Consider the following 23,309-nt stretch of genomic DNA (forward strand, 5'->3'; position numbering starts at 1 on the left):
TTAAGGAAACACAGATAATGGCTATCGAGATCAAAGCCCCAACCTTCCCGGAATCGGTTGCCGATGGCACCGTTGCCACCTGGCACAAGAAGCCGGGCGAAGCCGTCAAGCGTGACGAGCTGATCGTCGACATCGAGACCGACAAGGTGGTCCTGGAAGTACTGGCTACTGCCGATGGCGTGCTGGGCGACATCGTCAAGGGCGAGGGCGACACCGTCCTGTCCGACGAGTTGCTGGGTTCGATCGTTGAAGGCGGTGCTGCCGCTGCTCCTGCTGCGGCAGCCGCGCCTGCTGCAGCTCCGGCTGCCGCCGCCGCCGACGCTGGCGAAGATGACCCGGTTGCTGCTCCGGCCGCGCGCAAGCTGGCTGAAGAAAACGGTATCGACCTGGCTACCGTTGCGGGTACTGGTAAAGGTGGCCGCATCACCAAGGAAGACGTGGTTGCTGCTGTAGCCAACAAGAAGTCGGCACCTGCCGCTGCACCGGCTGCCAAGCCTGCAGCTGCCGCTGCTGCGCCGGTTGTCGTCGCTGCTGGCGACCGCACCGAGAAACGCGTGCCGATGACCCGCCTGCGTGCCAAGATTGCCGAGCGTCTGGTCGAAGCCCAGTCCAACATGGCGATGCTGACCACCTTCAACGAAGTGGACATGACCGAAGTCATGGCCCTGCGTTCGAAGTACAAGGACCTGTTCGAGAAGACCCACAATGGCGTGCGCCTGGGCTTCATGTCGTTCTTCGTCAAGGCGGCTACCGAAGCGCTGAAGCGCTTCCCGGCTGTCAATGCCTCGATCGATGGCAACGACATCGTCTACCACGGTTTCGCCGACGTCGGTGTTGCCGTGTCCAGCGACCGTGGCCTGGTGGTACCGGTGCTGCGTAACGCCGAGTCGATGAGCCTGGCTGAAATCGAGAACGGCATCGCTACCTTCGGCAAGAAGGCCCGTGACGGCAAACTGTCCATCGAAGAGATGACCGGTGGCACCTTCACCATCACCAACGGTGGTACCTTCGGTTCGATGATGTCGACCCCGATCGTCAACCCGCCGCAGGCCGCCATTCTCGGCATGCACAACATCATCCAGCGCCCGATGGCCATCAATGGCCAAGTCGTGATTCGCCCGATGATGTACCTGGCGCTGTCGTACGATCACCGCCTGATCGACGGCAAGGAAGCGGTAACCTTCCTGGTCACTATCAAGAACCTTCTGGAAGATCCGTCCCGCCTGCTGCTGGACATCTAATCAAACAGCCACGAGTTGCAAGCTGCAAGCTTCAAGTAGAAGCGTGTAGGCTTGCAGCTTTTGGCTTGTAGCTAGTTGCTGATAAGGAATCTTTTATGACCCAGAAATTCGACGTAGTGGTGATTGGTGCAGGTCCTGGCGGCTATGTTGCTGCCATCAAGGCTGCCCAACTTGGTCTGAAGACTGCCTGTATCGAGAAGTACACTGACGCCGAGGGTAAACTGGCCCTGGGCGGCACCTGCCTTAACGTAGGTTGCATTCCTTCCAAGGCGCTGCTGGACAGCTCCTGGAAGTACAAGGAAGCCAAAGAGAGCTTCAACGTCCACGGTATCTCCACTGGCGAAGTGAAGATGGACGTTGCTGCGATGGTCGGCCGCAAGGCTGGCATCGTCAAGAACCTGACCGGTGGCGTTGCCACCCTGTTCAAGGCCAACGGCGTTACTTCGATCCAGGGCCACGGCAAGCTGCTGGCTGGCAAGAAAGTCGAAGTCACCAAGGCTGACGGCACCACCGAAGTCATCGAAGCCGACAACGTGATCCTGGCTTCCGGCTCGCGCCCGATCGACATTCCGCCGGCTCCGGTCGACCAGAACGTCATCGTCGACTCCACCGGCGCCCTGGAATTCCAGACCGTACCGAAGCGCCTGGGGGTTATTGGTGCCGGCGTGATCGGCCTGGAGCTGGGCTCGGTATGGGCTCGCCTGGGTGCTGAAGTCACCGTCCTGGAAGCGCTGGACACCTTCCTGATGGCTGCCGACACTGCCGTGTCGAAAGAAGCCCAGAAGACCCTGACCAAGCAAGGCCTGGACATCAAGCTGGGCGCTCGCGTCACCGGCTCGAAAGTCAACGGCAACGAAGTCGAAGTGACCTACACCAACGCCGAAGGCGAGCAGAAGATCACCTTCGACAAGCTGATCGTTGCGGTCGGCCGTCGCCCTGTCACCACCGACCTGCTGGCTTCCGACAGCGGCGTGACCATCGACGAGCGTGGCTACATCTTCGTCGACGATCACTGCGCCACCAGCGTTCCGGGCGTGTTCGCCATCGGTGACGTGGTACGCGGCATGATGCTGGCCCACAAGGCCTCGGAAGAGGGCATCATGGTCGTCGAGCGCATCAAGGGCCACAAGGCCCAGATGAACTATGACCTGATCCCGTCGGTTATCTACACCCACCCGGAAATTGCATGGGTCGGCAAGACCGAACAGTCCTTGAAGGCCGAGGGTGTTGAGGTTAACGTAGGCACCTTCCCGTTCGCGGCCAGCGGCCGTGCGATGGCAGCCAACGACACCGGTGGTTTCGTCAAGGTCATCGCCGATGCCAAGACCGACCGCGTTCTGGGTGTACACGTGATTGGCCCATCGGCTGCCGAACTGGTGCAGCAGGGTGCAATCGCAATGGAATTCGGCACCAGTGCCGAGGATCTGGGCATGATGGTCTTCAGCCATCCAACCCTGTCCGAAGCGTTGCATGAAGCAGCGCTGGCGGTGAATGGCGGCGCCATTCACGTGGCCAACCGTAAGAAGCGTTAATTATAAGAAACCACGGCGGGCAGCCCGTCGTGAGTCTTGCGTGCATGACTCACCGCGGAACGTCCGCCGGACCGGATCACACGGGAAAACCCGGGGTCAACGGTCACAGGTGGTGCGGCGCCAGTAATGGCGCAGCGCCGAAGCGCAGTACCTAACGAAGACGGTAAAAAGCATGAATCTTCACGAGTATCAGGGTAAGCAGCTGTTCGCTGAATACGGCCTGCCAGTTTCCAAGGGTTTCGCAGTCGATACCCCTGAAGCTGCAGCAGAAGCTTGCGACAAGATCGGCGGTTCCGAGTGGGTTGTAAAAGCCCAGGTTCACGCAGGTGGTCGCGGTAAAGCGGGCGGCGTCAAGCTGGTTCGCAGCAAGGAAGACGCCAAGGCGTTCGCTGCGCAATGGTTGGGCAAGCGCCTGGTAACCTACCAGACCGACGCCAACGGTCAGCCAGTGACCAAGATCCTGGTCGAATCCTGCACTGACATCGCCAAAGAGCTGTACCTGGGCGCTGTAGTCGATCGCTCGAGCCGCCGTATCGTGTTCATGGCCTCCACCGAAGGTGGCGTGGACATCGAGAAAGTCGCTCACGAAACTCCTGAGAAGATCATCAAGGCTACTATCGATCCACTGGTCGGCGCTCAGCCGTTCCAGGGTCGTGAACTGGCATTCCAGCTGGGTCTGGAAGGCAAGCAAGTTGCACAGTTCGCCAAGATTTTCGTAGGCCTGGCCAAGCTGTTCAAAGAACACGACCTGGCCCTGCTGGAAGTCAACCCGCTGGTCATCAAGGCCGACGGCGACCTGCACTGCCTGGATGCGAAGATCAACATCGACGCAAACGCCATGTACCGTCAGCCTAAGCTGAAAACCTTCCACGACCCGTCGCAGGACGATCCTCGTGAAGCCCACGCTGCCAGCTTCGAGCTGAACTACGTGGCCCTGGAAGGCAACATCGGCTGCATGGTCAACGGTGCCGGCCTGGCCATGGGTACCATGGACATCGTCAACCTGCATGGCGGCAAGCCAGCGAACTTCCTCGACGTTGGCGGCGGTGCTACCAAAGAGCGCGTTACCGAAGCCTTCAAGATCATCCTGTCCGACAGCAATGTCGCGGCCGTCCTGGTCAACATCTTCGGCGGCATCGTTCGCTGCGACATGATTGCCGAAGGCATCATCGGTGCAGTGAAAGAAGTCGGCGTCAAAGTTCCGGTTGTGGTTCGCCTCGAAGGCAACAACGCCGAACTGGGCGCTAAAGTACTGGCAGAAAGCGGTTTGAACATCATTGCGGCAACCAGCCTGACCGACGCTGCTCAACAAGTTGTCAAAGCTGCGGAGGGCAAGTAATGAGCGTCCTGATCAATAAAGACACCAAAGTCATCTGCCAGGGCTTCACCGGCTCGCAGGGTACTTTCCACTCCGAACAAGCCATCGCCTACGGCACCAAGATGGTTGGCGGCGTAACCCCAGGCAAGGGTGGCACCACCCACCTGGGCCTGCCGGTGTTCAACACCGTCAAGGAAGCCGTGGAAGCTACCGGCGCTGACGCTTCGGTCATCTACGTACCGGCTCCTTTCTGCAAAGACTCGATCCTGGAAGCTGCCTTCGGCGGCATCAAGCTGATCGTCTGCATCACCGAAGGCATTCCTACCCTGGACATGCTGGATGCCAAGGTCAAGTGCGACGAGCTGGGCGTGACCCTGATCGGCCCTAACTGCCCAGGTGTGATTACCCCAGGCGAGTGCAAGATCGGCATCATGCCAGGCCATATCCACCTGCCAGGCAAGGTCGGTATCGTTTCGCGTTCCGGCACCCTGACCTACGAAGCTGTGAAGCAGACCACCGACGCCGGCTTCGGCCAGTCGACCTGCGTCGGCATCGGCGGTGACCCAATCCCGGGCTCCAACTTCATCGACATCCTGAAGCTGTTCCAGGAAGACCCGAAGACCGAAGCGATCGTGATGATCGGTGAGATCGGCGGTTCGGCAGAAGAAGAAGCCGCAGCCTACATCAAGGCCCACGTGACCAAGCCTGTCGTTTCCTACATCGCTGGTGTTACCGCACCTGCGGGCAAGCGCATGGGCCACGCTGGCGCCATCATTTCCGGCGGCAAGGGTACTGCGGACGAGAAGTTCGCCGCCCTGCAGGACGCTGGTGTGAAGACCGTGCGTTCCCTGGCTGATATCGGCAAGGCCCTGGCCGAGCTGACTGGCTGGGAAGCCAAGAAGTAATACTGCTACACCCCCCCACGCGCACAGAGGCCACCTTCGGGTGGCCTTTGTCGTTTCGGGGGTTGTGTATTTCTATGTCGACCTCTTCGCGGCGGGATTTTTCGATGGGTTTGATAGGAATTTTCACACAGACTAATGTTTCAATCCGAGGATAATTCCCACTGTCCTCGGTCGCACAGACGACAAACATGTACGCACATCGGACAAGCAGCACTGTGCCAGTGCGTTTGACTGACAAAACAGTTACATTACGCGTTCACTCTGTGCCCGTACCCCAAAAGGGAACGACACGCTAAACGGGTCTGGCCTATCAAGCCGGGCAGCATTTCCCCTCATCCAAAGGGAAATCCCCTCTCGAATCCCGATTTCAGCAGTGTGGTACTACCTTAAATGAAAGTTCTCAAAGGCCAGGATATCCTGGCGCTTGGCTTTATGACGTTTGCGCTTTTCGTTGGCGCGGGCAATATCATCTTCCCGCCTATCGTCGGTCTGCAGTCTGGCCCGCACGTATGGATGGCAGCACTGGGCTTCCTGGTGACCGCCGTGGGCCTGCCGGTCATCACCGTGGTCGCTTTGGCCAAGGTCGGTGGCGGCATGGATGCACTGAGCAGCCCGATCGGCAAGTTCTTCGGCGGCCTGCTGGCGGCTGTGTGTTACCTGTCGGTCGGCCCGCTGTTCGCCACTCCGCGTACGGCAACCGTGTCGTTCGAAGTGGGCGTTGCACCGCTGACCGGTGAAAGCCCACTGGCACTGTTCATCTACAGCCTGGTGTACTTCGCCGTGGTGCTGGCCGTGTCCATGTACCCGGGCAAGCTGCTCGACACCGTCGGCCGCTTCCTGGCACCGTTGAAGATCATTGCCTTAGCCGTGCTGGGCATCGCTGCCTTCGCGCTGCCCGCCGGCACCATTGGTGAGGCACAGCCGGCCTATGCCGCCGCCGCCTTCTCCAAGGGCTTCTCCGATGGCTACCTGACCATGGATACCCTGGGCGCCCTGGTGTTCGGCATTGTCATCGTCAACGCCATCCGCTCGCGCGGTGTCGAGTCGCCTAAGCTGATCACCCGCTATGCCATCATCGCCGGCCTGATCGCGGGTGTTGGCCTGGCGCTGGTGTACATCAGCCTGTTCCGTCTGGGGGCCGGCAGCCACGACATCGCGGCTGACGCCACCAACGGTGCGGCGGTACTGCATGCCTACGTGCAGCACACCTTCGGCTCGCTGGGTAGCGGCTTCCTCGCCGTCCTCATCGCGCTGGCTTGCCTGGTGACCGCGGTTGGCCTGACCTGCGCCTGCGCCGAGTATTTCAGTCAGGTGCTGCCGCTGTCGTACCGTGCGCTGGTGGTGATCCTTGCAGGCTTCTCGCTGCTGATCTCCAACCTGGGCCTGACCAAGCTGATCATGTTCTCCATTCCGGTGCTCACCGCCATCTACCCACCCTGCATCGTGGTAGTCGGCCTGAGCTTCGTGAAAGACCTGTGGAACTCGCCAGCCCGCATCCTGGCGCCAGTGATGCTGGTGTCGCTGCTGTTCGGCATGGTCGACGCAATCAAGGGCAGCAGCATCGCCCACGTGCTGCCAGACTTCATGGCGCACTTGCCGCTGAGCGACCAGGGCCTTGCCTGGCTGGTACCTTCGGTGGTGACCCTGGTTGGTGCCGTGGCCTGCGACCGCATGCTTGGCAAGCCGCGCGAGGCGCTGGCCTGACCTGGCAAGTTGAAGCCTGAGGGCGGCACCGGCCACAAGCCGAAGGGTGCTCGCCAAAGGTCTAGACTGGAAAGCCCCGTATCCGCAAGGATACGGGGCTTTTTTGTGCCACCCTCTTTGCCTTGCGCAGCCTGTGTAGGAGCGGCCTTGCGTCGCGAAAGGGCCGCAAAGCGGCCCCGGCAATCTATCCTGCGAAGCTGAATTCCTGGGGGCGCTGCGCACCCCTATCGCGACGCAAGGCCGCTCCTGCACAGACCGCGTCAGCTCAAAAGCTGTGTAAGCATATTTCACAGTGCAGCTGTGTCTTTTGCCGCTTGCCAGCGTCGAAACCTGGTCCCTATCCTCTAGGCACCTGGCCCTTTCGGGAACCCTGCATGAACTTCATCCAAAGCAACCTCAACAACCTGCTGGCCATCGTCTGGTTCGCCCTGTGCTGGGGTGGCTATACCCGCTATGCCATCTGGAAGGGCCGCGACACTGCGTGCCTTGCCAGTGTGTTGCACCTGTACCGCGAGGACTGGATGCGGCGCATGCTGCTGCGCGACAACCGCATTGCCGATGCGAGCGTGATCGGCAACCTTGAGCGCAACGCGTCGTTCTTTGCTTCCAGCACGCTGATCATCCTCGCCGGCATCCTTACCGTGCTCGGTGCCTCCGACCGGGCGCTGTCGCTGCTGGCCGACCTGCCGCTGGTGCAGCAGACCTCCCAGGGCATGTCTGAGATCAAGCTGCTGTGCCTGGCCACGGTCTTCGTTTACGCCTTTTTCACGTTCAGCTGGTGCATGCGCCAATACAACTTTGCCGCAGTGCTGGTGGGGTCGGCGCCCATGATCGGGGAGCGGCTGGTCAACGAGCTGGAGCGCAAGGCATTCGCCTCGCGGGCGGCACGGGTACTGTCACTTGCCGCCAACCAGTTCAACCTGGGCCTGCGTTCGTATTACTTTGGCATGGCCATGTTGAGCTGGTTCATCAGCCCGTGGTTGTTCATGGCGATGAGTGTGGGAGTAGTGCTGATTCTGTACCGTCGAGAGTTCCATTCGGATGTACTGGATGTGATGGTGTTCACGCCGACCGAAAGTGTATCGGCGGAGCCTGCCAAGGAAAGTGCCGCCGTCGGAAACTGAAACGTTTAATCGAAAAGTTGCAGGCACAAAAAAACCCGACATCGTCGGGTTTTTTTGTTTTAGCCAATTACTGCTTGGCTGGTTCGGCCGGAGTAGCGGGCGCGGCTTCTGGCGCCGGAGTAGCCGGTGCGGCTTCTTCGGCAGCCTTCTGCTCAGCTTCGGCCTGATCTTTGGCGGCTTCGGCGTTTTCCTTGGCAGCATCGTTCATTTTATCCTGAGCTTCGCCCATCTTTTCCTGGGCTTGCTCGGCGTGTTCCTGTGCGTCTTGGGCTTTGTCTTCGCTCGCTTTATCGCAAGCGGCCAGGCCCATCGCAGCAGCCAGCATCAGAGCAAAAGCAAAAGGTTTACGCATGGGTGTGTTTCTCCTTGGTGGAATAAGTGACTTGTTCCTTCGAGTCTAACTACACGGAATAAGTTCCACGAAGATTACAGATATATAACGCCGTGTTCTATATGGATTTTTTAACGAATTTATGCAGCCGCGTGGCGGCCGGTGGAACAGCCCATGAGCGATTCAACCTTGATGGCGAGGGCCGAGCGTTTTCTCTCGGCGTTAAAACATTGTCAGCTTTTGCAGGTGCGTGTGGCGCAGGCCGACGCTGATGGCATGACCTTGGTCCTGCCCTGGTCACCCGCCATTGTCGGCAACCCACAAACCGGCGCGGTGCACGGCGGTGCGCTGACCACGCTGATGGACACCACCTGCGGCATGGCTACGCTGTGCGTGTTGCCGCGCTTCGAAGTGTGCCCCACGCTGGACCTGCGCATCGACTATATGCACCCGGCCGAAGCCGGTAAGGACATCTACGGTCACGCCCAGTGCTACCGCGTTACCCGTGACGTGATCTTCACCCGCGGCACCGCCTATCAGGACGACCCTGACCAGCCTATCTGCCAAGTGGTGGGGACGTTCATGCGTCTGGGCCAGGAAATCAAGGGCGGTATCCGTTTCGGCAACAGCCTGAAGGAGGGCGGCGCATGATTCCGCACGCGGTTCGCCAGCAACTGAACGCCGCCCACGCGGTCGGTGATTACCGGCCATTACTGGCGCTGATCCCCTACGCAGGGCTGATCGGCATCGAATGCGAGCGCCAGGGCGATGACCTTCTGTTCCGCCTCCCAGCCAACCCCGACAACATCGGCAACCCATTGCTGCCCGCCATCCATGGTGGCGTAATTGCGGGTTTCATGGAGCTTTCCGCCGCGCTGTACCTGCTGATCTACAGCGAAAGCGCGAGCATTCCGAAGATTATCGACTTTTCCATCGACTACCTGCGTGCTGGGCATTTTCGCGATACCTACGCCCAGTGCCAGCTGTGGCGCCAGGGCCGCCGGGTCACCAACGTAGCCATTACGGCCTGGCAGGGCGATAGGCAGGCGCCAATCGCCACCGCCCGTGCGCATTTCAAGATCGAGCCGGAAAAGCCCTTGAAATCATCCGGGCAGCCCCCATCTGAATGACATCCGCCATTTAACGCAGGCCAAACCGGCCGCCAGGCGCCACTGCAATCAGATCGGAGTTTCGAAGACCATGACTGTGGAAACACAAAAGGAAACGTTGGGCTTCCAGACCGAGGTAAAGCAACTGCTGCACCTCATGATTCATTCGCTGTACTCGAACAAGGAAATCTTCCTGCGGGAACTGATTTCCAACGCCTCCGACGCGGTGGATAAACTGCGGTTCGAAGCCCTGGCCAAGCCAGAGTTGCTTGAAGGTGGCGATGAACTGAAGATTCGCCTGAGCTTCGACAAGGACGCCGGTACCGTTACCCTTGAAGACAACGGCATCGGCATGAGCCGTGAAGACGTTATCGCCCACCTGGGCACTATCGCCAAGTCCGGCACCGCTGACTTCATGAAGAACCTCACCGGTGACCAGAAAAAGGACTCGCACCTGATCGGTCAGTTCGGTGTGGGCTTCTACTCCGCGTTCATCGTGGCCGACAAGGTCGACGTGTATAGCCGTCGCGCCGGTCAGCCTGCTGCCGAAGGCGTGCACTGGTCGTCGAAAGGCGAGGGCGAGTTCGAGGTGGCCACCATCGACAAGCCACAGCGCGGTACCCGCATCGTCCTGCACCTGAAGCAGGAAGAGAAGGAGTTCGCCGATGGCTGGCGCCTGCGCAACGTGGTCAAGAAGTACTCCGACCACATCGCCCTGCCTATCCAGTTGCCGAAGGAGCAGGCTGCCGCCGAAGGCGAAGAGCAGCCAGCCGAAGAGTGGGAAACCGTCAACCGCGCCAGTGCCCTGTGGACCCGTCCGCGTACCGAGATCAAGGACGAGGAATACCAGGAGTTCTACAAGCACATTGGCCATGACTTTGAAAACCCGCTGGCCTGGAGCCACAACAAGGTCGAAGGCAAGCTCGAATACAACTCGCTGCTGTACGTGCCGGCCCGCGCACCGTTCGACCTGTATCAGCGCGAAGCGTCGCGCGGCCTGAAACTGTACGTGCAGCGCGTGTTCATCATGGAGCAGGCCGAATCGTTCCTGCCGCTGTACCTGCGCTTTATCAAAGGTGTGGTCGACTCTAACGACCTGTCGCTGAACGTGTCCCGCGAAATCCTGCAGAAAGACCCGATCATCGAGTCGATGAAGACTGCGCTGACCAAGCGCGTGCTGGACATGCTGGAGAAGCTCGCTAAAAACGAACCCGAGCAGTACAAAGGCTTCTGGAAGAACTTCGGCCAGGTGCTGAAGGAAGGCCCGGCCGAAGATTTCGCCAACAAGGAGAAAATCGCCGGCCTGCTGCGCTTCGCCTCCACCCAGGACGACAGCGGCGAGCAGAGCGTGGCCCTGGCCGACTACCTGGCCCGCGCCAAAGAAGGCCAGGACAAGATCTACTACCTCACCGGCGAGTCGTACGCGCAGGTCAAGAACAGCCCACACCTGGAAGTCTTCCGCAAGAAAGGCATCGAAGTGCTGCTGCTCACCGACCGTATCGATGAGTGGCTGATGAGCTACCTCAACGAGTTCGACGGCAAGGCTTTTGTCGACGTCGCCCGTGGCGACCTGGACCTGGGCAACCTGGATTCGGAAGAAGACAAGAAAGCCCAGGAAGAAGTCGCCAAGAACAAGGAAGGCCTGGTAGAGCGCCTGAAAGGCGCGCTGGGTGACAGCGTGGCCGACGTGCGCGTGTCGCACCGTCTGACCGACTCGCCGGCGATCCTGGCCATTGGCGAGCAGGACCTGGGCTTGCAGATGCGCCAGATTCTGGAGGCCAGTGGGCAGAAGGTGCCGGAGTCCAAGCCGATCTTCGAGTTCAACCCGAGCCACCCGCTGATCGAGAAGCTGGACAACGAACAGAGCGAAGACCGTTTCGCCGAGCTCTCGCACATCCTGTTCGATCAGGCGGCCCTGGCGGCCGGTGACAGCTTGAAGGACCCGGCGGCCTACGTTCGTCGCCTGAACAAGCTGCTGGTCGAGCTGTCTGCTTGAGTTGATGTCAAGGAAAGCCCGCTTCGGCGGGCTTTTTTCATGGCGGGCTTTTTATACAAAGTGCCTAAGGAGTGCTTGATGAGCAAGGTAATCGTCGAATCGCTGGTTTATCACCTGTCCGGCAAGGCTTACGAAAGCCGCCTGGTCTATGAGCCTGGGGCGCTGGGCCGCCCAGGCCTGGTGATGGCGCCGAACTGGATGGGGATTGGCGAAGGTGCCGAGCGCATCGCCAAGGAAGTGGCCGAGAAGGGCTATGTGGTGCTGATTGCCGACCTGTATGGCCAATCGGTGCGACCGTCCAATGCCGACGAGGCCGGTGCGGCGATGATGCCGTTGAAGAACGACCGTGGCGAGCTGCGCAAGCGTATGCAGGAAGCCCTGGCGCAACTGCTGGGCCAGTCCAAGGCGCTGCTGGAACCTGGCAAAGTTGCCACGTTCGGCTTCTGCTTTGGTGGCTGCTGTGCCCTGGAGCTGGCCCGTAGCGGCGCCGACCTGCGTGCGGCGGTGTCGTTCCATGGCACGCTGGACACGCCGAACCCTGAAGATGCCAAGCATATCAAGGGCTCGGTGCTGGTGTTGCATGGTGCCTCCGACCCGCTGGTGCCTAAGGAGCAGTTGCCAGCGTTCGAGGAGGAGATGAACGCGGCCAAGGTCGACTGGCAGTTGCTGAGCTATGGCGGGGCGGTGCACTCGTTTACCGACCCGAATGCCAATGTACCGGGCAAGATGCAGTATGACCGTCGCACTTCGGAGCGGGCCTTCCGCTCGATGCACAATCTGCTGACTGAAGTGTTCCAGCGCTGATATAGCAGGGGGCGCTTTGCGCCCCATCGCCGGCAAGCCAGCTCCCACTGGTACAGCGTACGCCGCTCTTTGTGGGAGCTGGCTTGCCGGCGATGGGCTGCACAGCAGCCCCGAAATTACCGGGGCAACTCGATTCTTGAGGTTTCCCCCGGTACCACCGGCCAATCCCCCGCAGCCCACCGGGCCCTGGCTTGCTCGATCAGTTCCGGGTCACTGGCCACGAAATTCCAGTTCATCCGCCGGGGCCCATCCAGTGGCTCCCCGCCAATCAGCACCAACTGGCATTCTCCCTCTGCATACAGCATCACGTCCTCACCTCCCGGCAGCACCGCCAGGCTGCAAGGCTCCACGTCCTCATCGCCCAGCAACAACTCGCCATCCAGCAGGTAAACCGCCCGCTGCACGTGGTCACTTGGTATCAGCAGTGTCGTCGCCGGCTGCATCTGTACAAGCGCATAAAGGGTAGGGGAGAGCACCGGCACCGGTGACTTCAGGCAGAACCCGGTGCCGGCAATCATGCAGATACGCACCCCCAGGTTGTCACTGACCGGCAGGCTCGCCGCCGGATGATGGCTGTAGCTCGCGGGGCCTTGCTCATGCGCGCGCGGCGACGCCAGCCACACTTGCAAGCCGTGCAGGCGCGAGCCGTGGGCCAGGGCATCTGCAGGGGTACGCTCGACATGGGCCACGCCGCTGCCAGCCGTCATCCAGCTGACATCGCCAGGGAGTACCCGCTGCTCCGAGCCGAGGCTGTCCTTGTGCAGGATCGCCCCCTCGAACAGATAGGTCAGCGTCGAAAGACCGATGTGCGGGTGCTGGCGGATGTCCATGCCATGCCCTGGGGCATAGTCGGTTTCGAGCATATGGTCGAAAAACACGAATGGGCCGACGCTACGGCACTGGGCTGCCGGCAGCGGGCGCAGGATCGGCTGGCCCTCGACTGATTCGGCGCGTGGGCGGATGATCAGGGGGCGGCTCATGCGGTGGGCTCCAGGCGAGGTGGGAATGCCTCAAGCATAGCGGTTTGCCCGCAGCGGCTGAACCGTCTCGTTTGCCGGCCGGTCTACTGTTTCCATACTCGTAGAAGGAAGCTGCCCATGATTGCCCGAGCGCTGGCCTGCGTGTTGTTGTCTGGCTGGCTGTGCCAGGTGGCACTGGCGCGCGACTACCGCTACAGCGATGCCCACCTGCACTACGTCGACTTCTTCCAGGAAAGCGAAGGCATGCCGGCGTTGCTCAAAGCCATGGATGCCGCGGGCATCGAGCAGTCGATGATTTCTGGCATACCGGTGGCCAAGAAATGGCATGAAGACGAGCCCAAGCGCCCGCGCTATTACGCAGGTGACGATGCCGATGCCTACTGGTACAGCGCCACCGACACTTACGTGGCCGCAGCCCTGCAGCAGTTGCCGATCGAGCAGCGCAAACGCTTTCATCCGTTCCTGACCGGTTTCAACCCGGTGGACAAGAATGCCGTCAGTCATATCGAGCGCATGCTCGACATGTATCCAGGGCTATGGCAGGGCATTGGCGAGGTATTTACCCGCCATGATGACCTGACGGCGCTGACCAGTGGTGACACGCCACGCGCCAACAACGAAGCCATGACACGTATCTACCACCTGGCGGCCGAGCGCGACCTGCTGGTACTCCTGCATTCCAACATCACCTCCAAGCGCGAGCGCAATCCGCTTTACCTGGCGGAGATCGAAGAGCCGCTGCGCAATCACCCGCACACGCGGTTTATCTGGGCGCACGCCGGCAGCAGCATGGAGATCCACCGGCACCAGACGCAAATGGACTTTTTGCTACCCGTGCTGACGCGGTTGCTGGAAGACTACCCGAACCTGTATGTCGACCTGTCGTGGAGCGTGCTGCAGCCTTATCTGCTGGATGACAAGGGTGTGCCGCGCAAGGAATGGCTGGCATTGGTCGAGCGATACCCGGAGCGGTTCATGCTGGGGTCGGATGTGGTGGGGCGCTTTGGCAGCCTGGGGGAGCAGATGCACGGGTTCAGGCCGTTTCTGGATGCTTTGCCTGAGAATGTGGCGACCAAAGTAGCCCGCGATAACTTTCTGGCTGTACTGCCCAGGCAAAAATAAGGGTTACCTGTACTGGCCCTATCGCCGGCACAGGCTACAAATGAAAACGCCCCGAACCAGTCGGGGCGTTTTCGATTACCGCATCAGCGTCTTACTTGCCTTCCCAGCGCTTGAGCACCAGGGTGGCGTTGGTGCCGCCGAAGCCGAAGCTGTTGCTCATGACCGTGTCGATCTTGGCGTTTTCTTCGGTCTTGCGCAGGATCGGCAGGTCAGCGACCTCCGGGTCCAGCTCGTCGATGTTGGCAGAGCCGGCGATGAAGTTGTTTTCCATCATCAGCAGGCAGTAGATCGCCTCGTGCACGCCAGCGGCGCCCAGCGAGTGGCCCGACAAGCTCTTGGTCGAGCTGATTTTCGGTGCCTTGTCGCCGAATACTGCGCGAACGCCCTTGATCTCGGCAACGTCACCCACCGGGGTCGAGGTGCCGTGGGTGTTCAGGTAGTCGATCGGGGTGTCGACGGTGGACAATGCCTGCTGCATGCAGCGGATGGCACCTTCGCCGCTCGGGGCAACCATGTCGTAGCCGTCGGAAGTAGCGCCGTAACCAACGATTTCGGCGTAGATCTTGGCGCCACGGGCCAGGGCGTGTTCCAGCTCCTCGACCACCACCATGCCGCCACCGCCAGCGATGACGAAGCCATCACGGTCGGCGTCGTAGGCGCGGGAGGCCAGTTCCGGGGTCTCGTTGCGCTTGGTCGACAGGGCGCCCATGGCATCGAACAGGAACGACTGGCTCCAGTGTTCTTCTTCACCGCCACCGGCGAAGACGATGTCCTGCTTGCCCCACTGGATCTGCTCCAGGGCGGTACCGATGCAGTGTGCCGAGGTGGCGCAAGCCGACGAGATCGAGTAGTTGATGCCCTTGATCTTGAACGGAGTCGCCAGGCACGCCGAAACGGTGCTGCCCATGGTGCGGGTAACGCGGTATGGGCCGACGCGCTTGACGCCTTTCTCGCGCAGGGTGTCCAGCGCTTCCATCTGGTTCAGGGTCGAGGCGCCGCCGGAGCCCGCCACCAGGCCGGTACGCGGGCTGGAAACCTGCTCTTCGGTCAGGCCAGCGTCCTTGATCGCGTCCTGCATTGCCAGGTAGGCATAGGCAGCGGCATGGCCGACGAAGCGGTAGACCTTGCGGTCGATCAGTTCTTCGAGGTTGAGGTCGATGGACCCGGAAACCTGGCTACGCAGCCCCATTTCCTTGTAATCCGGGTTGAAACGGATACCCGGACGGCTGTTGCGCAGGTTTTCGGTGACGGTAGCTTTGTCATTGCCCAGGCACGATACGATGCCCAGACCAGTGATAACGACGCGGCGCATGCGAATAACCCTTAGAAATTGTCAGTGGAAGTGAACACGCCGACCCGCAGGCCTTCGGCAGTGTAGATCTCACGGCCGTCGACGCTGACCGAGCCATCGGCGATGGCCATGTTCAGCTTGCCCTTCAGGACACGCTTGATCTGAATGTTGTAGGTGACTTTCTTGGCTTCGGGCAGTACCTGACCGAAGAATTTCACCTCGCCCGAGCCCAGGGCGCGGCCACGGCCCGGCAGGCCTTGCCAGCCGAGGAAGAAGCCTACCAGCTGCCACATGGCGTCGAGGCCCAGGCAGCCCGGCATGACCGGATCGCCTTCGAAGTGGCAGGCGAAGAACCACAGGTCCGGGGTGATATCCAGCTCGGCGACCAATTCACCTTTGCCGTACTTGCCGCCTTCTTCGCTGATATGGGTGATGCGATCGACCATCAGCATGTTCGGCGCGGGCAGTTGCGCATTACCTGGGCCGAACAGCTCACCGCGACTGCAGCGCAGCAGGTCTTCCCGAGTAAAGGCGTGTTGTTTGGTCATGCGAGCTCCTCAATAACCCCCTGTGGCAGGGGATGAATCTTCCCGGCCGGCCCGAAAACCAACGGCTTCGAGACGGCAGCCTACAGGTAGACTATTGCGTTGTGGTGAAAGTCACAGCGCACCTGCCGAAAGAAGTACAGGTGTGCACTGAAACGTCTATTTTCAGGTCCGATGAAGGTCCTGTCCAGTGTTTAAGACTGCCGCACTTTAGCATTTATCGCCAGTCGCGGTTGTCTGACCGGGTAACCAGCGTTGCAGCACCCGCTGCAGTTCGGTGCGGCGCAAGGGTTTGCTCAGGTAGTCGTCCATGCCGGCAGCCATGCAACGCTCGCGATCGCCCTGCAAGGCGTTGGCCGTCAGGGCGATGATCGGTAGCCCGGCGCCATTGGGCAGCTGGCGTATGCGCCGGGTAGCTTCGTAGCCATCCAGGTGCGGCAGGCGGCAGTCCATCAGCACGGCGGCAAAGCGCTGCCGGCCGACCAGATCTACCGCCTCGAGGCCATCCTCGGCCGTGCATACCGCCAGGCCCAGGCTGCGCAGCATGGCTTCGATGACACTCTGGTTGACCGGATTGTCCTCTACCAGCAGTACCTGGTCATTGTCGGATGCCGTGGGCAGCGCAGCCGTTGGCGGCGCCAGCGGCATGGGGGCAGGGCCGGCGAGGGCCAGCGGCATCTCCAGGGTAAAGGTCGAACCCATGCCTTCACGGCTTTCACCGCGCAGCTTGCCGCCCATGCGCTCGGCCAAGGTGCGGGCGATGGACAGCCCCAACCCGGTACCGCCATAACGGCGGGAGATGGAGCTGTCGGCCTGCTGGAAGGCTACGAACATCATCTCAAGGCGGGCGCTGTCAATGCCTATGCCGGTGTCGCGTACGCTGCAGGTCAACCAGATCAGGTGCCGGTCGAGTACCTGCCATCGCGCTTCGACCTGCACCTGCCCGCGTTCGGTGAACTTCAGGGCATTACCTACCAGGTTCAGCAGGATCTGGCGGATGCGCGTGGGGTCGCCGTTCACCTGCAGCTGCGCGATATCAGCCGGCAGTTGCAGGTGCAGCCCAAGGCCGCGGTGCTGGGCGCTGTGCTGGAACGACTGGACACTGCTGGTGATCAGCTCGCCGAGGTTGAAGTCGATGTGTTCCAGTTGCAGTGCGGCGCGCTCGATACGCGAGAAATCGAGGATGTCATTGATGACTTTCAGCAAATGCCCGGTGGACTCGCTGGCCACTGCGGTGTAGTCGGCCTGTTCGTTGCTCAGCGTGGTAGTTTCCAGCAGTTGCAGCATGCCCAGCACGCCATTCATCGGGGTGCGCAGCTCATGGCTCATCATCGCCAGGAAGTCCGATTTGGCACGGTTGGCCTGTTCGGCCTCCTCGCGGGCCTGGATCAGTTCGGCAATGGCCTGCTTCTGTTCATCACTGGCTTGTTCCAGGGCGCTGGCCAGGTTGTTGATGTGGCGCGCCAGGTGGCCCAGTTCGCTGTCGTCGACCACCGGCAAGGGGGTGTTGTACTCGCCTTGCTGGATGGCCTTGACCGCATGCCCCATGTCACTGATCGGCTTGGCCAGGCTCACGGCCAGGCGGCGCGCCAGCAAAAAGGTGAACAGCAAGGCGAACAGCGCCAGGATGCCTGCCTTGATCACGATTTCCTGTTGGCGTTGGCTGAAGGCGTCATCGGACATGCCGACGATCACCCGGCCCAGGTAGTCATCGCCGATGGCGGGTGTGGCGGCCTTGCCCTGCTGCAGGAAGTCGCTGTCCAGGCGGATTTGCTGCAGGCGTATGGGCGCCTGGAACACCTCGACGCGTTGCGCGCGGTTGGCGCTTTCGTCGGACTGCTCGACGTACACGAGTATGTGGTTGCGGCTGTCCTGTACCTCGAGGAAGCGCACGTGCGGGATGCTAAGGGTGGCGCGCATCAGGCCTTCGAGCACTTCGTTGTTGCCCGAGATCACCCCGTACTCCGAAGCCGGGGCCAACTGGTTGGCGATCAGCTGCCCGGTGTGGTTGAGCTCCTGGCGCAGGTCCTGGATGCGCACGAAGGTGAAGAAGCTGATCAGCAGCAAGGTCAGCAGCAGGGCAGGGCCCAGGCTGATGATCTGCGTGCGGGTATGGATGTCCCAACTCAGGCCTTTGCTCATGGCGTGGGCTCTCCTTCTGCCAGGGCCTTGGCGGCGGCGTTCGGATCGATCGGTTCCAGGCCAAGGGCACGTGCCACCTGCTGGTTGCCACTGACCCCGAAACGTGCCGGGTACAGGCTGCGCGGCCAGCGCCCCGGCGGCTGGTCGAGCAACTGGTCCAGTACCGCCAGCCAGTCGTCCTGGTCGCTGTAGGTGCTGGCCAGGGCGCCGGCGCGAACAAAGCCGGCGTTCGGGCCGATCAGCGCCATCTGCCGGCCATAACTGCTCAACAGCAGGTTCTTTACTGTCTTGGAGTTGTACAGGTCCGGGTCATCCAGGCCCAGCAGCACATCGCTGTTACCCAGCAGGTGCTGCAGGGGCCGGCTGTCACGCAGGTCGGGCCAGTCCTGGGCGATGATCTGAAGGCCCAAGGGGCGGGCCGCATGGCGCAGCTCTTCAAGCAGGAAGCCACTGTGCTCGCCGTACAGCACACCAATGCGCTGTGCCTGTGGCAGCAGGTAACGCGCCAGGCGCAGTTGACGGCCCAGCGGCGGGTCGCTCCACAGCAGGGTGAGAAACGCTGGGCGCGACTTTCCCAGGCGCTGTTCAGCCTGCACACGGGTTACCCGCATGGCCAGGGCGGGCGGGCCGGCGTTTTCACCCAGGCGCCATTCCAGGGCGGCATTGTCCAGCAGAATCAGGCGCTGGTCAGTCTTGAGCTGGCCAGGGGTTGGCAGGTCGGCCGTGGTCTGGAAACGCACATGATCGTGCGGCCGACGGTTTTCGAGGGCGGCGACGAAGCTGCGGATGCCGGGCTGGTCTTGCGCGCCGACCAGCAGAATTTCACTGGCGGACAACGGCCCCAATGGCCACAGGCACAGCAGCAACAGGCGCAGCACCAGAGCCATCAGAACGCCAGCTCCGCGCTGAAGCTGAAACGGTGGCGGCTGTCGTAGCGGTTCTGAACGGTTGTGGTCGGCTCGTCGTCCAGGCGCTGCTGCCACAACGCCGCCAGTTCCAGGTTGCTGCCCTGTACCTTGAAGCGCTTGGCCAGTCGCAGGTCCAGGCGCTCGTAGCGGTACTGGTTGAGCGCATCGTCACCGTAGTAGAACAGCGCACTCGACCAGCCATCGCCCCATTCGCGCATCCACCCGACCGAGCCGCTGTTGCGGGCGCTGAGGCGGCGGTCTTCGGGGTTGCTGGCCCAGGCATCGACATAGGCATAGGTCAGACGCAGGCGGTCACGCAGGGTGGGGCGCCAGTCCAGTTGCGTCTCGCTACCGCTGAACCGCGCCTTGTTGGCGTTGCTGGCGACGTACTGGTTGTTCTTCAGGGGCTCGCTGATCATGCCGGTGATCTCGTCGTAGAACAGCTTCACATCCATGCTCAGGTCAATGTCGCTGAAGTAGCCGTTGTAGCCCAGTTCGCGCGAGCGCATGCGCTCTTGGTCGAGGTCGCCCGGGCCGCGGGTCTTGACGAAATACTCGCCGTGCTGCTGGCCGAACGCGTTGGGGCTGAGGTTTTTGACCGTGTAGCTCCAGTTGATGTTGTTCTCGAACATGTCGGGCGAGCGCACCGCCTCGGAATACACTGCGCGCAGGCCGTGGCGCGGGGTGATCAGGTAGTTGACCGCGACGCGCGGGGTCAGCGAACTGCCAGACAGCCGCGAATCCTCGAACATGGCGCCACCCTGCAGGATCCAGTGTTCGTCGGCGCGCCATTCCAGTTGGCCGAACAGGCGCCAGGTCTGGTCGTCGAGGCTGCCGTTGAAGTAAGTCTGCGAGTCGGCACGATCATAGCGGTAGTTCACGCCGCTGAGCAGGCGCAGGCTGTCGGTCAGGCTGAGGGTGTCCTGGATTTCCAGGTCATAGCGGGTTTCGCGGGTGCTCTGGTCGACATCGCCGCACACCACACTGCTGCCGCCCTGGTTGTTCCACTGATCCTTGATGGCATCGACCAGCGCTTGTTCTGCCGGGTTGTTGCTGGGCGGTGGATTGTTGGCACCGCGTGCTACCAGCTCGGCGTAATTGGGGTTCATCTGCCACAGCCGGGTCAGTTCGGGGCTGAACGACAGTGCGGCATCACAGGCCCGCCAGACCTGTTGGCGGTCGAAGTGTTGTGCCGAACCCTGCACATACAGGCTGTGATCGGGGTTGAAATCGATGTTCCAGCGAACCGACCCTGCGTAGTCCTTGGCATTGACGTCGGCATTGTCGCCGCGCTGGGTGACGTAGGGGAATACCGGCTGGTAGGTATAGGGCCGCTGGTTGCTGCCTTCTTTTGCCGCCAGTTGCCACTCCAGGGTCTGGTTCAGCGACAGGTTGTGGCTGGCACTGAGGTTGAAACGGGTCAGCCGGCGGCTGTCCCGGTAATCCTGGCCGAACTGGTCGCGGTCGAAACCGTCGTCCTGCTGGCCTGACAGCGACAGGCGCATGTCGCCGCCGTCCCAGCCGAAGCCGTGGCTGGCATAGAAGTCGTTGATGCCGTCCTCGCCGCGGGTCACCTTCAGCCGTGTGCCATGGCTGTCGGCGGGGTTGCGGGTGAGAATGTTGACCACCGCCATCAGCGCGTTGGCGCCGTAGCTGACCGTATTGGGGCCGCGGAACACCTCGATGCGCTCGATGTCTTCCATAGCCAGGGGGATGTCGCTCCAGTCCACCGTGGCCAGGCCAGCGCGGTACACTGAACGGCCATCGATCAGCACCTGCATGCGCCGCGCTTCGCTGGCGTTGCTGCCGTGGTAGTTGACCGTCGGCTGGTTGCCGGCGCCGTAGCCGATCATCATGCCCGGTACCAGGCGCAGCAGTTCGGGGATGTCGCGCGCGCCGCTGGCGCGGATCAGTTCGCTGTCGAGCACGGTCATGCTGCCCGGGACTGCCGCCGGGGATTGTTTCAGGCGCGTGGCGGTCAGAACCTGCGGCAGGTCGCTGTTGTCGATGAACAGGTCGTCGGCCATGGCTGGGCCTGCGAGCAGGGCAGTCACTATCAGCAGGCGCGGGAACGGGGGCGAGCCAGAGAACACGGGGCGGCCTTGTATCAGGATTGAAACAGGCATGGTAACTGACCTTGGCGTATTTTCCAGTGATCTGCGGCGGTTTTGCAGCGTGTCTGCCTTGACGCTTCATGGGGGCGGAAATCGAGAGCCCCTTGGGCGGCGCATCGCGAGCAAGCTCGCTCCTACAGTTGTTGCGACGTGGCCATGACAGTGTCATCTGCGTTGCTGGCCTTGGCGCAAGGCAGGCGAGCCGTATAATGGCGGCGTCGCCACTTAACTTTTGGCTTTAACGGATTGAATATGACTGAACAGCAACCTGTTGCAGTTCTGGGAGGCGGCAGCTTCGGCACCGCCGTGGCGAACCTGCTGGCGCAAAATGGTGTGCCGGTGCGCCAATGGATGCGCGACCCGGCGCAGGCCGAGGCCATGCGCGTCAACCGCGAGAACCCGCGCTACCTCAAGGGCATCCGCCTGCATGATGGCGTGGAACCGGTCAACGACCTGCTAGGCACCTTGCAGGCCAGCCAGCTGATTTTCGTCGCCCTGCCATCAAGCGCCTTGCGCAGTGTGCTGGCGCCCCACGCCGAGCTGTTGCGGGGCAAGGGCCTGGTCAGCCTGACCAAAGGTATCGAGGCGCAAAGCTTCAAGCTGATGAGCCAGATCCTTGAAGAAATCGCCCCCGATGCCCGCATCGGCGTGCTGTCGGGCCCCAACCTGGCCCGCGAGATCGCCGAACATGCGCTGACCGCCACGGTGGTCGCCAGCGAGGACGAACAACTCTGCCAGCAAGTGCAGGCTGTACTGCACGGGCGCACCTTCCGTGTCTACGCCAGCGCCGACCGCTTCGGCGTCGAGTTGGGCGGGGCGCTGAAAAACGTCTACGCCATCATCGCAGGCATGGCTGTGGCCTTGGGGATGGGCGAGAACACCAAGAGCATGCTGATTACCCGGGCCTTGGCCGAGATGACCCGCTTTGCCGTCAGCCAGGGCGCCAACCCCATGACCTTCCTTGGCTTGGCCGGTGTCGGTGACCTGATCGTCACCTGCTCCTCGCCCAAGAGCCGCAACTACCAGGTGGGCCATGCGCTGGGCCAGGGCCTGAGCCTGGACGAGGCGGTCAACCGCCTGGGCGAAGTGGCCGAAGGTGTCAACACCCTCAAGGTGCTCAAGGCCAAGGCGCAGGAGGTGCAGGTGTACATGCCGCTGGTAGCGGGCCTGCATGCCATTCTGTTCGAAGGTCGCACGTTGAACCAGGTGATCGAGCACTTGATGCGCGCCGAGCCCAAGACCGATGTCGATTTCATTTCCATCAGCGGTTTCAACTGAGCCCTTGGCGGCTCTGACACGAGCAAGGAGCAACACATGAACGATACGCCCGAACGCGCCCAGCGTGAGTCGATCATCCTGCGGGTCCTGTGGATGCTGGTGTTCCTGGTGGTCTGGCAACTGGCCGAGTTGCTGCTCGGCGGCCTGGTGCTGGTGCAACTGATCTACCGCCTGGTGTATGGCGCGCCCAGCGCCAGCCTGATGAACTTCGGCGATAGCCTGAGCCAGTACCTGGCGCAGATCGGCCGCTACGGCAGCTTTCACACTGAGCAGAAGCCCTGGCCGTTTGCCGACTGGCCAGCACCGCGTGCCCCGGAAGGCGAGGCGCCGCATGCCGTGGCCCCGGCCCCGCACCCGGTGCGGGACGAGGAACCCAAGCTGTGAAGCTGTGGGTGCTGCGCCACGGTGAGGCAGAGCCGCGGGCCAATACCGATGCCGAGCGCCGCCTGACCGGGCATGGCCGCGAGCAGGTGCTGCGCAGCGCTGCTCGCCTGCTGGGCCAGCCGCTGCAGGCGATTATCGCCAGCCCGTACGTGCGCGCCCAGCAAACGGCTGCGCTGGTGCACGACACCCTGGGTTTCAGGGAACCCGTGCGCACCGTAACGTGGTTGACGCCAGAGAGTGATGTGCAGCAGGTGATCGGCGAAATCGAACGGCTGGGCCTGGAGCATGTACTGCTGGTCAGCCATCAGCCGCTGGTGGGGACCTTGGTCGGGGCGCTGGAGCAGGGTCATCTACAGCAGCCAGCGGCCATGAGTACTGCCAGCCTGGCGGAGCTGGAAGGGGAGTGGCCACTGGCTGGGCTGATGACCCTTCGGGCGATCCACCCACCGGTGTGATCTCCCGGTAAATCGATAAGGCAACT

General features: G+C 61.7%; 21 protein-coding genes. 14 read left to right on the forward strand and 7 right to left on the reverse strand.

Going from position 1 to position 23,309, the window contains the following annotated elements; genetic code table 11:
• The first annotated feature begins 17 nt into the window (after positions 1–17).
• From odhB to JOY50_RS19105, 6 genes are all read left to right on the forward strand, one after another.
• A complete protein-coding gene (gene odhB, locus JOY50_RS19080; protein WP_132842026.1) occupies positions 18–1,241 on the forward strand; it encodes a 2-oxoglutarate dehydrogenase complex dihydrolipoyllysine-residue succinyltransferase in 1,224 nt (407 codons plus the stop codon).
• 95 nt (positions 1,242–1,336) lie between these two features.
• Complete coding sequence (gene lpdA / locus JOY50_RS19085) at positions 1,337–2,773, forward strand: dihydrolipoyl dehydrogenase (RefSeq protein ID WP_019472037.1); 1,437 nt, start codon at positions 1,337–1,339, stop codon at positions 2,771–2,773.
• A 172-nt stretch (positions 2,774–2,945) separates the two neighbouring features.
• A complete protein-coding gene (gene sucC, locus JOY50_RS19090; RefSeq protein WP_008091914.1) occupies positions 2,946–4,112 on the forward strand; it encodes an ADP-forming succinate--CoA ligase subunit beta in 1,167 nt (388 codons plus the stop codon).
• Positions 4,112–4,996: a succinate--CoA ligase subunit alpha gene (gene sucD / locus JOY50_RS19095; protein ID WP_003254203.1), complete on the forward strand. Its 885-nt coding sequence runs from the start codon at positions 4,112–4,114 to the stop codon at positions 4,994–4,996. The genes sucC and sucD overlap by 1 nt, the downstream gene beginning before the upstream one ends.
• Before the next feature lie 390 nt (positions 4,997–5,386).
• A complete protein-coding gene (gene brnQ, locus JOY50_RS19100) occupies positions 5,387–6,700 on the forward strand; it encodes a branched-chain amino acid transport system II carrier protein (protein ID WP_019472036.1) in 1,314 nt (437 codons plus the stop codon).
• A 374-nt stretch (positions 6,701–7,074) separates the two neighbouring features.
• Positions 7,075–7,824, forward strand: coding sequence for a DUF599 domain-containing protein (locus tag JOY50_RS19105; RefSeq protein WP_132842023.1), 750 nt, complete (start codon positions 7,075–7,077; stop codon positions 7,822–7,824).
• A gap of 67 nt (positions 7,825–7,891) precedes the next feature.
• On the opposite strand, the gene JOY50_RS19110 is transcribed toward JOY50_RS19105, so the two are convergent.
• Entirely contained in the window at positions 7,892–8,176 is a 285-nt protein-coding gene (locus JOY50_RS19110) for a hypothetical protein (RefSeq protein ID WP_019472034.1), read from the reverse strand.
• Positions 8,177–8,329: 153 nt separating this feature from the next.
• Here JOY50_RS19110 and JOY50_RS19115 point away from each other — a divergent pair, with 153 nt between their 5' ends.
• From JOY50_RS19115 to JOY50_RS19130, 4 genes are all read left to right on the forward strand, one after another.
• Positions 8,330–8,806 (forward strand): PaaI family thioesterase, encoded by a 477-nt coding sequence (locus JOY50_RS19115; protein ID WP_019472033.1) that lies wholly within the window; start codon positions 8,330–8,332, stop codon positions 8,804–8,806.
• Entirely contained in the window at positions 8,803–9,285 is a 483-nt protein-coding gene (locus tag JOY50_RS19120; RefSeq protein ID WP_019472032.1) for a PaaI family thioesterase, read from the forward strand. The genes JOY50_RS19115 and JOY50_RS19120 overlap by 4 nt, the downstream gene beginning before the upstream one ends.
• Before the next feature lie 70 nt (positions 9,286–9,355).
• Positions 9,356–11,260, forward strand: a complete 1,905-nt coding sequence (gene htpG, locus JOY50_RS19125; protein ID WP_132842021.1) for a molecular chaperone HtpG — start codon at positions 9,356–9,358, stop codon at positions 11,258–11,260.
• A 78-nt stretch (positions 11,261–11,338) separates the two neighbouring features.
• Positions 11,339–12,064: a dienelactone hydrolase family protein gene (locus JOY50_RS19130; protein ID WP_132842018.1), complete on the forward strand. Its 726-nt coding sequence runs from the start codon at positions 11,339–11,341 to the stop codon at positions 12,062–12,064.
• A 116-nt stretch (positions 12,065–12,180) separates the two neighbouring features.
• On the opposite strand, the gene JOY50_RS19135 is transcribed toward JOY50_RS19130, so the two are convergent.
• Positions 12,181–13,044, reverse strand: a complete 864-nt coding sequence (locus JOY50_RS19135) for a pirin family protein (RefSeq protein ID WP_132842016.1) — start codon at positions 13,042–13,044, stop codon at positions 12,181–12,183.
• A 117-nt stretch (positions 13,045–13,161) separates the two neighbouring features.
• Here JOY50_RS19135 and JOY50_RS19140 point away from each other — a divergent pair, with 117 nt between their 5' ends.
• Positions 13,162–14,166: an amidohydrolase family protein gene (locus JOY50_RS19140; protein ID WP_243055637.1), complete on the forward strand. Its 1,005-nt coding sequence runs from the start codon at positions 13,162–13,164 to the stop codon at positions 14,164–14,166.
• 91 nt (positions 14,167–14,257) lie between these two features.
• On the opposite strand, the gene fabB is transcribed toward JOY50_RS19140, so the two are convergent.
• The 5 genes from fabB to JOY50_RS19165 all read right to left on the reverse strand — a co-directional run bounded on the left by fabB (position 14,258) and on the right by JOY50_RS19165 (position 21,178).
• A complete protein-coding gene (gene fabB / locus JOY50_RS19145) occupies positions 14,258–15,478 on the reverse strand; it encodes a beta-ketoacyl-ACP synthase I (protein ID WP_016488268.1) in 1,221 nt (406 codons plus the stop codon).
• A gap of 11 nt (positions 15,479–15,489) precedes the next feature.
• The gene (gene fabA / locus JOY50_RS19150; protein WP_016488267.1) at positions 15,490–16,005 is read right to left on the reverse strand and encodes a 3-hydroxyacyl-[acyl-carrier-protein] dehydratase FabA; all 516 of its coding nucleotides are present in this window, start codon (positions 16,003–16,005) and stop codon (positions 15,490–15,492) included.
• Positions 16,006–16,212: 207 nt separating this feature from the next.
• Positions 16,213–18,144 (reverse strand): ATP-binding protein, encoded by a 1,932-nt coding sequence (locus tag JOY50_RS19155; protein WP_243055638.1) that lies wholly within the window; start codon positions 18,142–18,144, stop codon positions 16,213–16,215.
• On the reverse strand, positions 18,141–19,031 hold the full coding sequence (locus JOY50_RS19160) for an ABC transporter substrate-binding protein (protein ID WP_243055639.1): 891 nt from the start codon (positions 19,029–19,031) through the stop codon (positions 18,141–18,143). The genes JOY50_RS19155 and JOY50_RS19160 overlap by 4 nt, the downstream gene beginning before the upstream one ends.
• Complete coding sequence (locus tag JOY50_RS19165; RefSeq protein WP_243055640.1) at positions 19,031–21,178, reverse strand: TonB-dependent siderophore receptor; 2,148 nt, start codon at positions 21,176–21,178, stop codon at positions 19,031–19,033. Before JOY50_RS19165 ends, JOY50_RS19160 begins: the two co-directional genes overlap by 1 nt.
• A gap of 240 nt (positions 21,179–21,418) precedes the next feature.
• Between JOY50_RS19165 and JOY50_RS19170 the strand changes: the two genes are divergently transcribed.
• From JOY50_RS19170 to sixA, 3 genes are read left to right on the forward strand one after another with little or no spacing between them, the layout of a single operon-like run.
• The gene (locus JOY50_RS19170) at positions 21,419–22,444 is read left to right on the forward strand and encodes an NAD(P)H-dependent glycerol-3-phosphate dehydrogenase (RefSeq protein ID WP_132842007.1); all 1,026 of its coding nucleotides are present in this window, start codon (positions 21,419–21,421) and stop codon (positions 22,442–22,444) included.
• 36 nt (positions 22,445–22,480) lie between these two features.
• Positions 22,481–22,828: a DUF4389 domain-containing protein gene (locus tag JOY50_RS19175; RefSeq protein WP_016498711.1), complete on the forward strand. Its 348-nt coding sequence runs from the start codon at positions 22,481–22,483 to the stop codon at positions 22,826–22,828.
• Positions 22,825–23,283, forward strand: a complete 459-nt coding sequence (gene sixA / locus JOY50_RS19180; RefSeq protein WP_243055641.1) for a phosphohistidine phosphatase SixA — start codon at positions 22,825–22,827, stop codon at positions 23,281–23,283. Before JOY50_RS19175 ends, sixA begins: the two co-directional genes overlap by 4 nt.
• The last annotated feature ends 26 nt before the right edge of the window (positions 23,284–23,309 follow it).

This window comes from Pseudomonas sp. BP01 (assembly GCF_022760795.1).
Taxonomy (GTDB): domain Bacteria; phylum Pseudomonadota; class Gammaproteobacteria; order Pseudomonadales; family Pseudomonadaceae; genus Aquipseudomonas; species Aquipseudomonas putida_Q.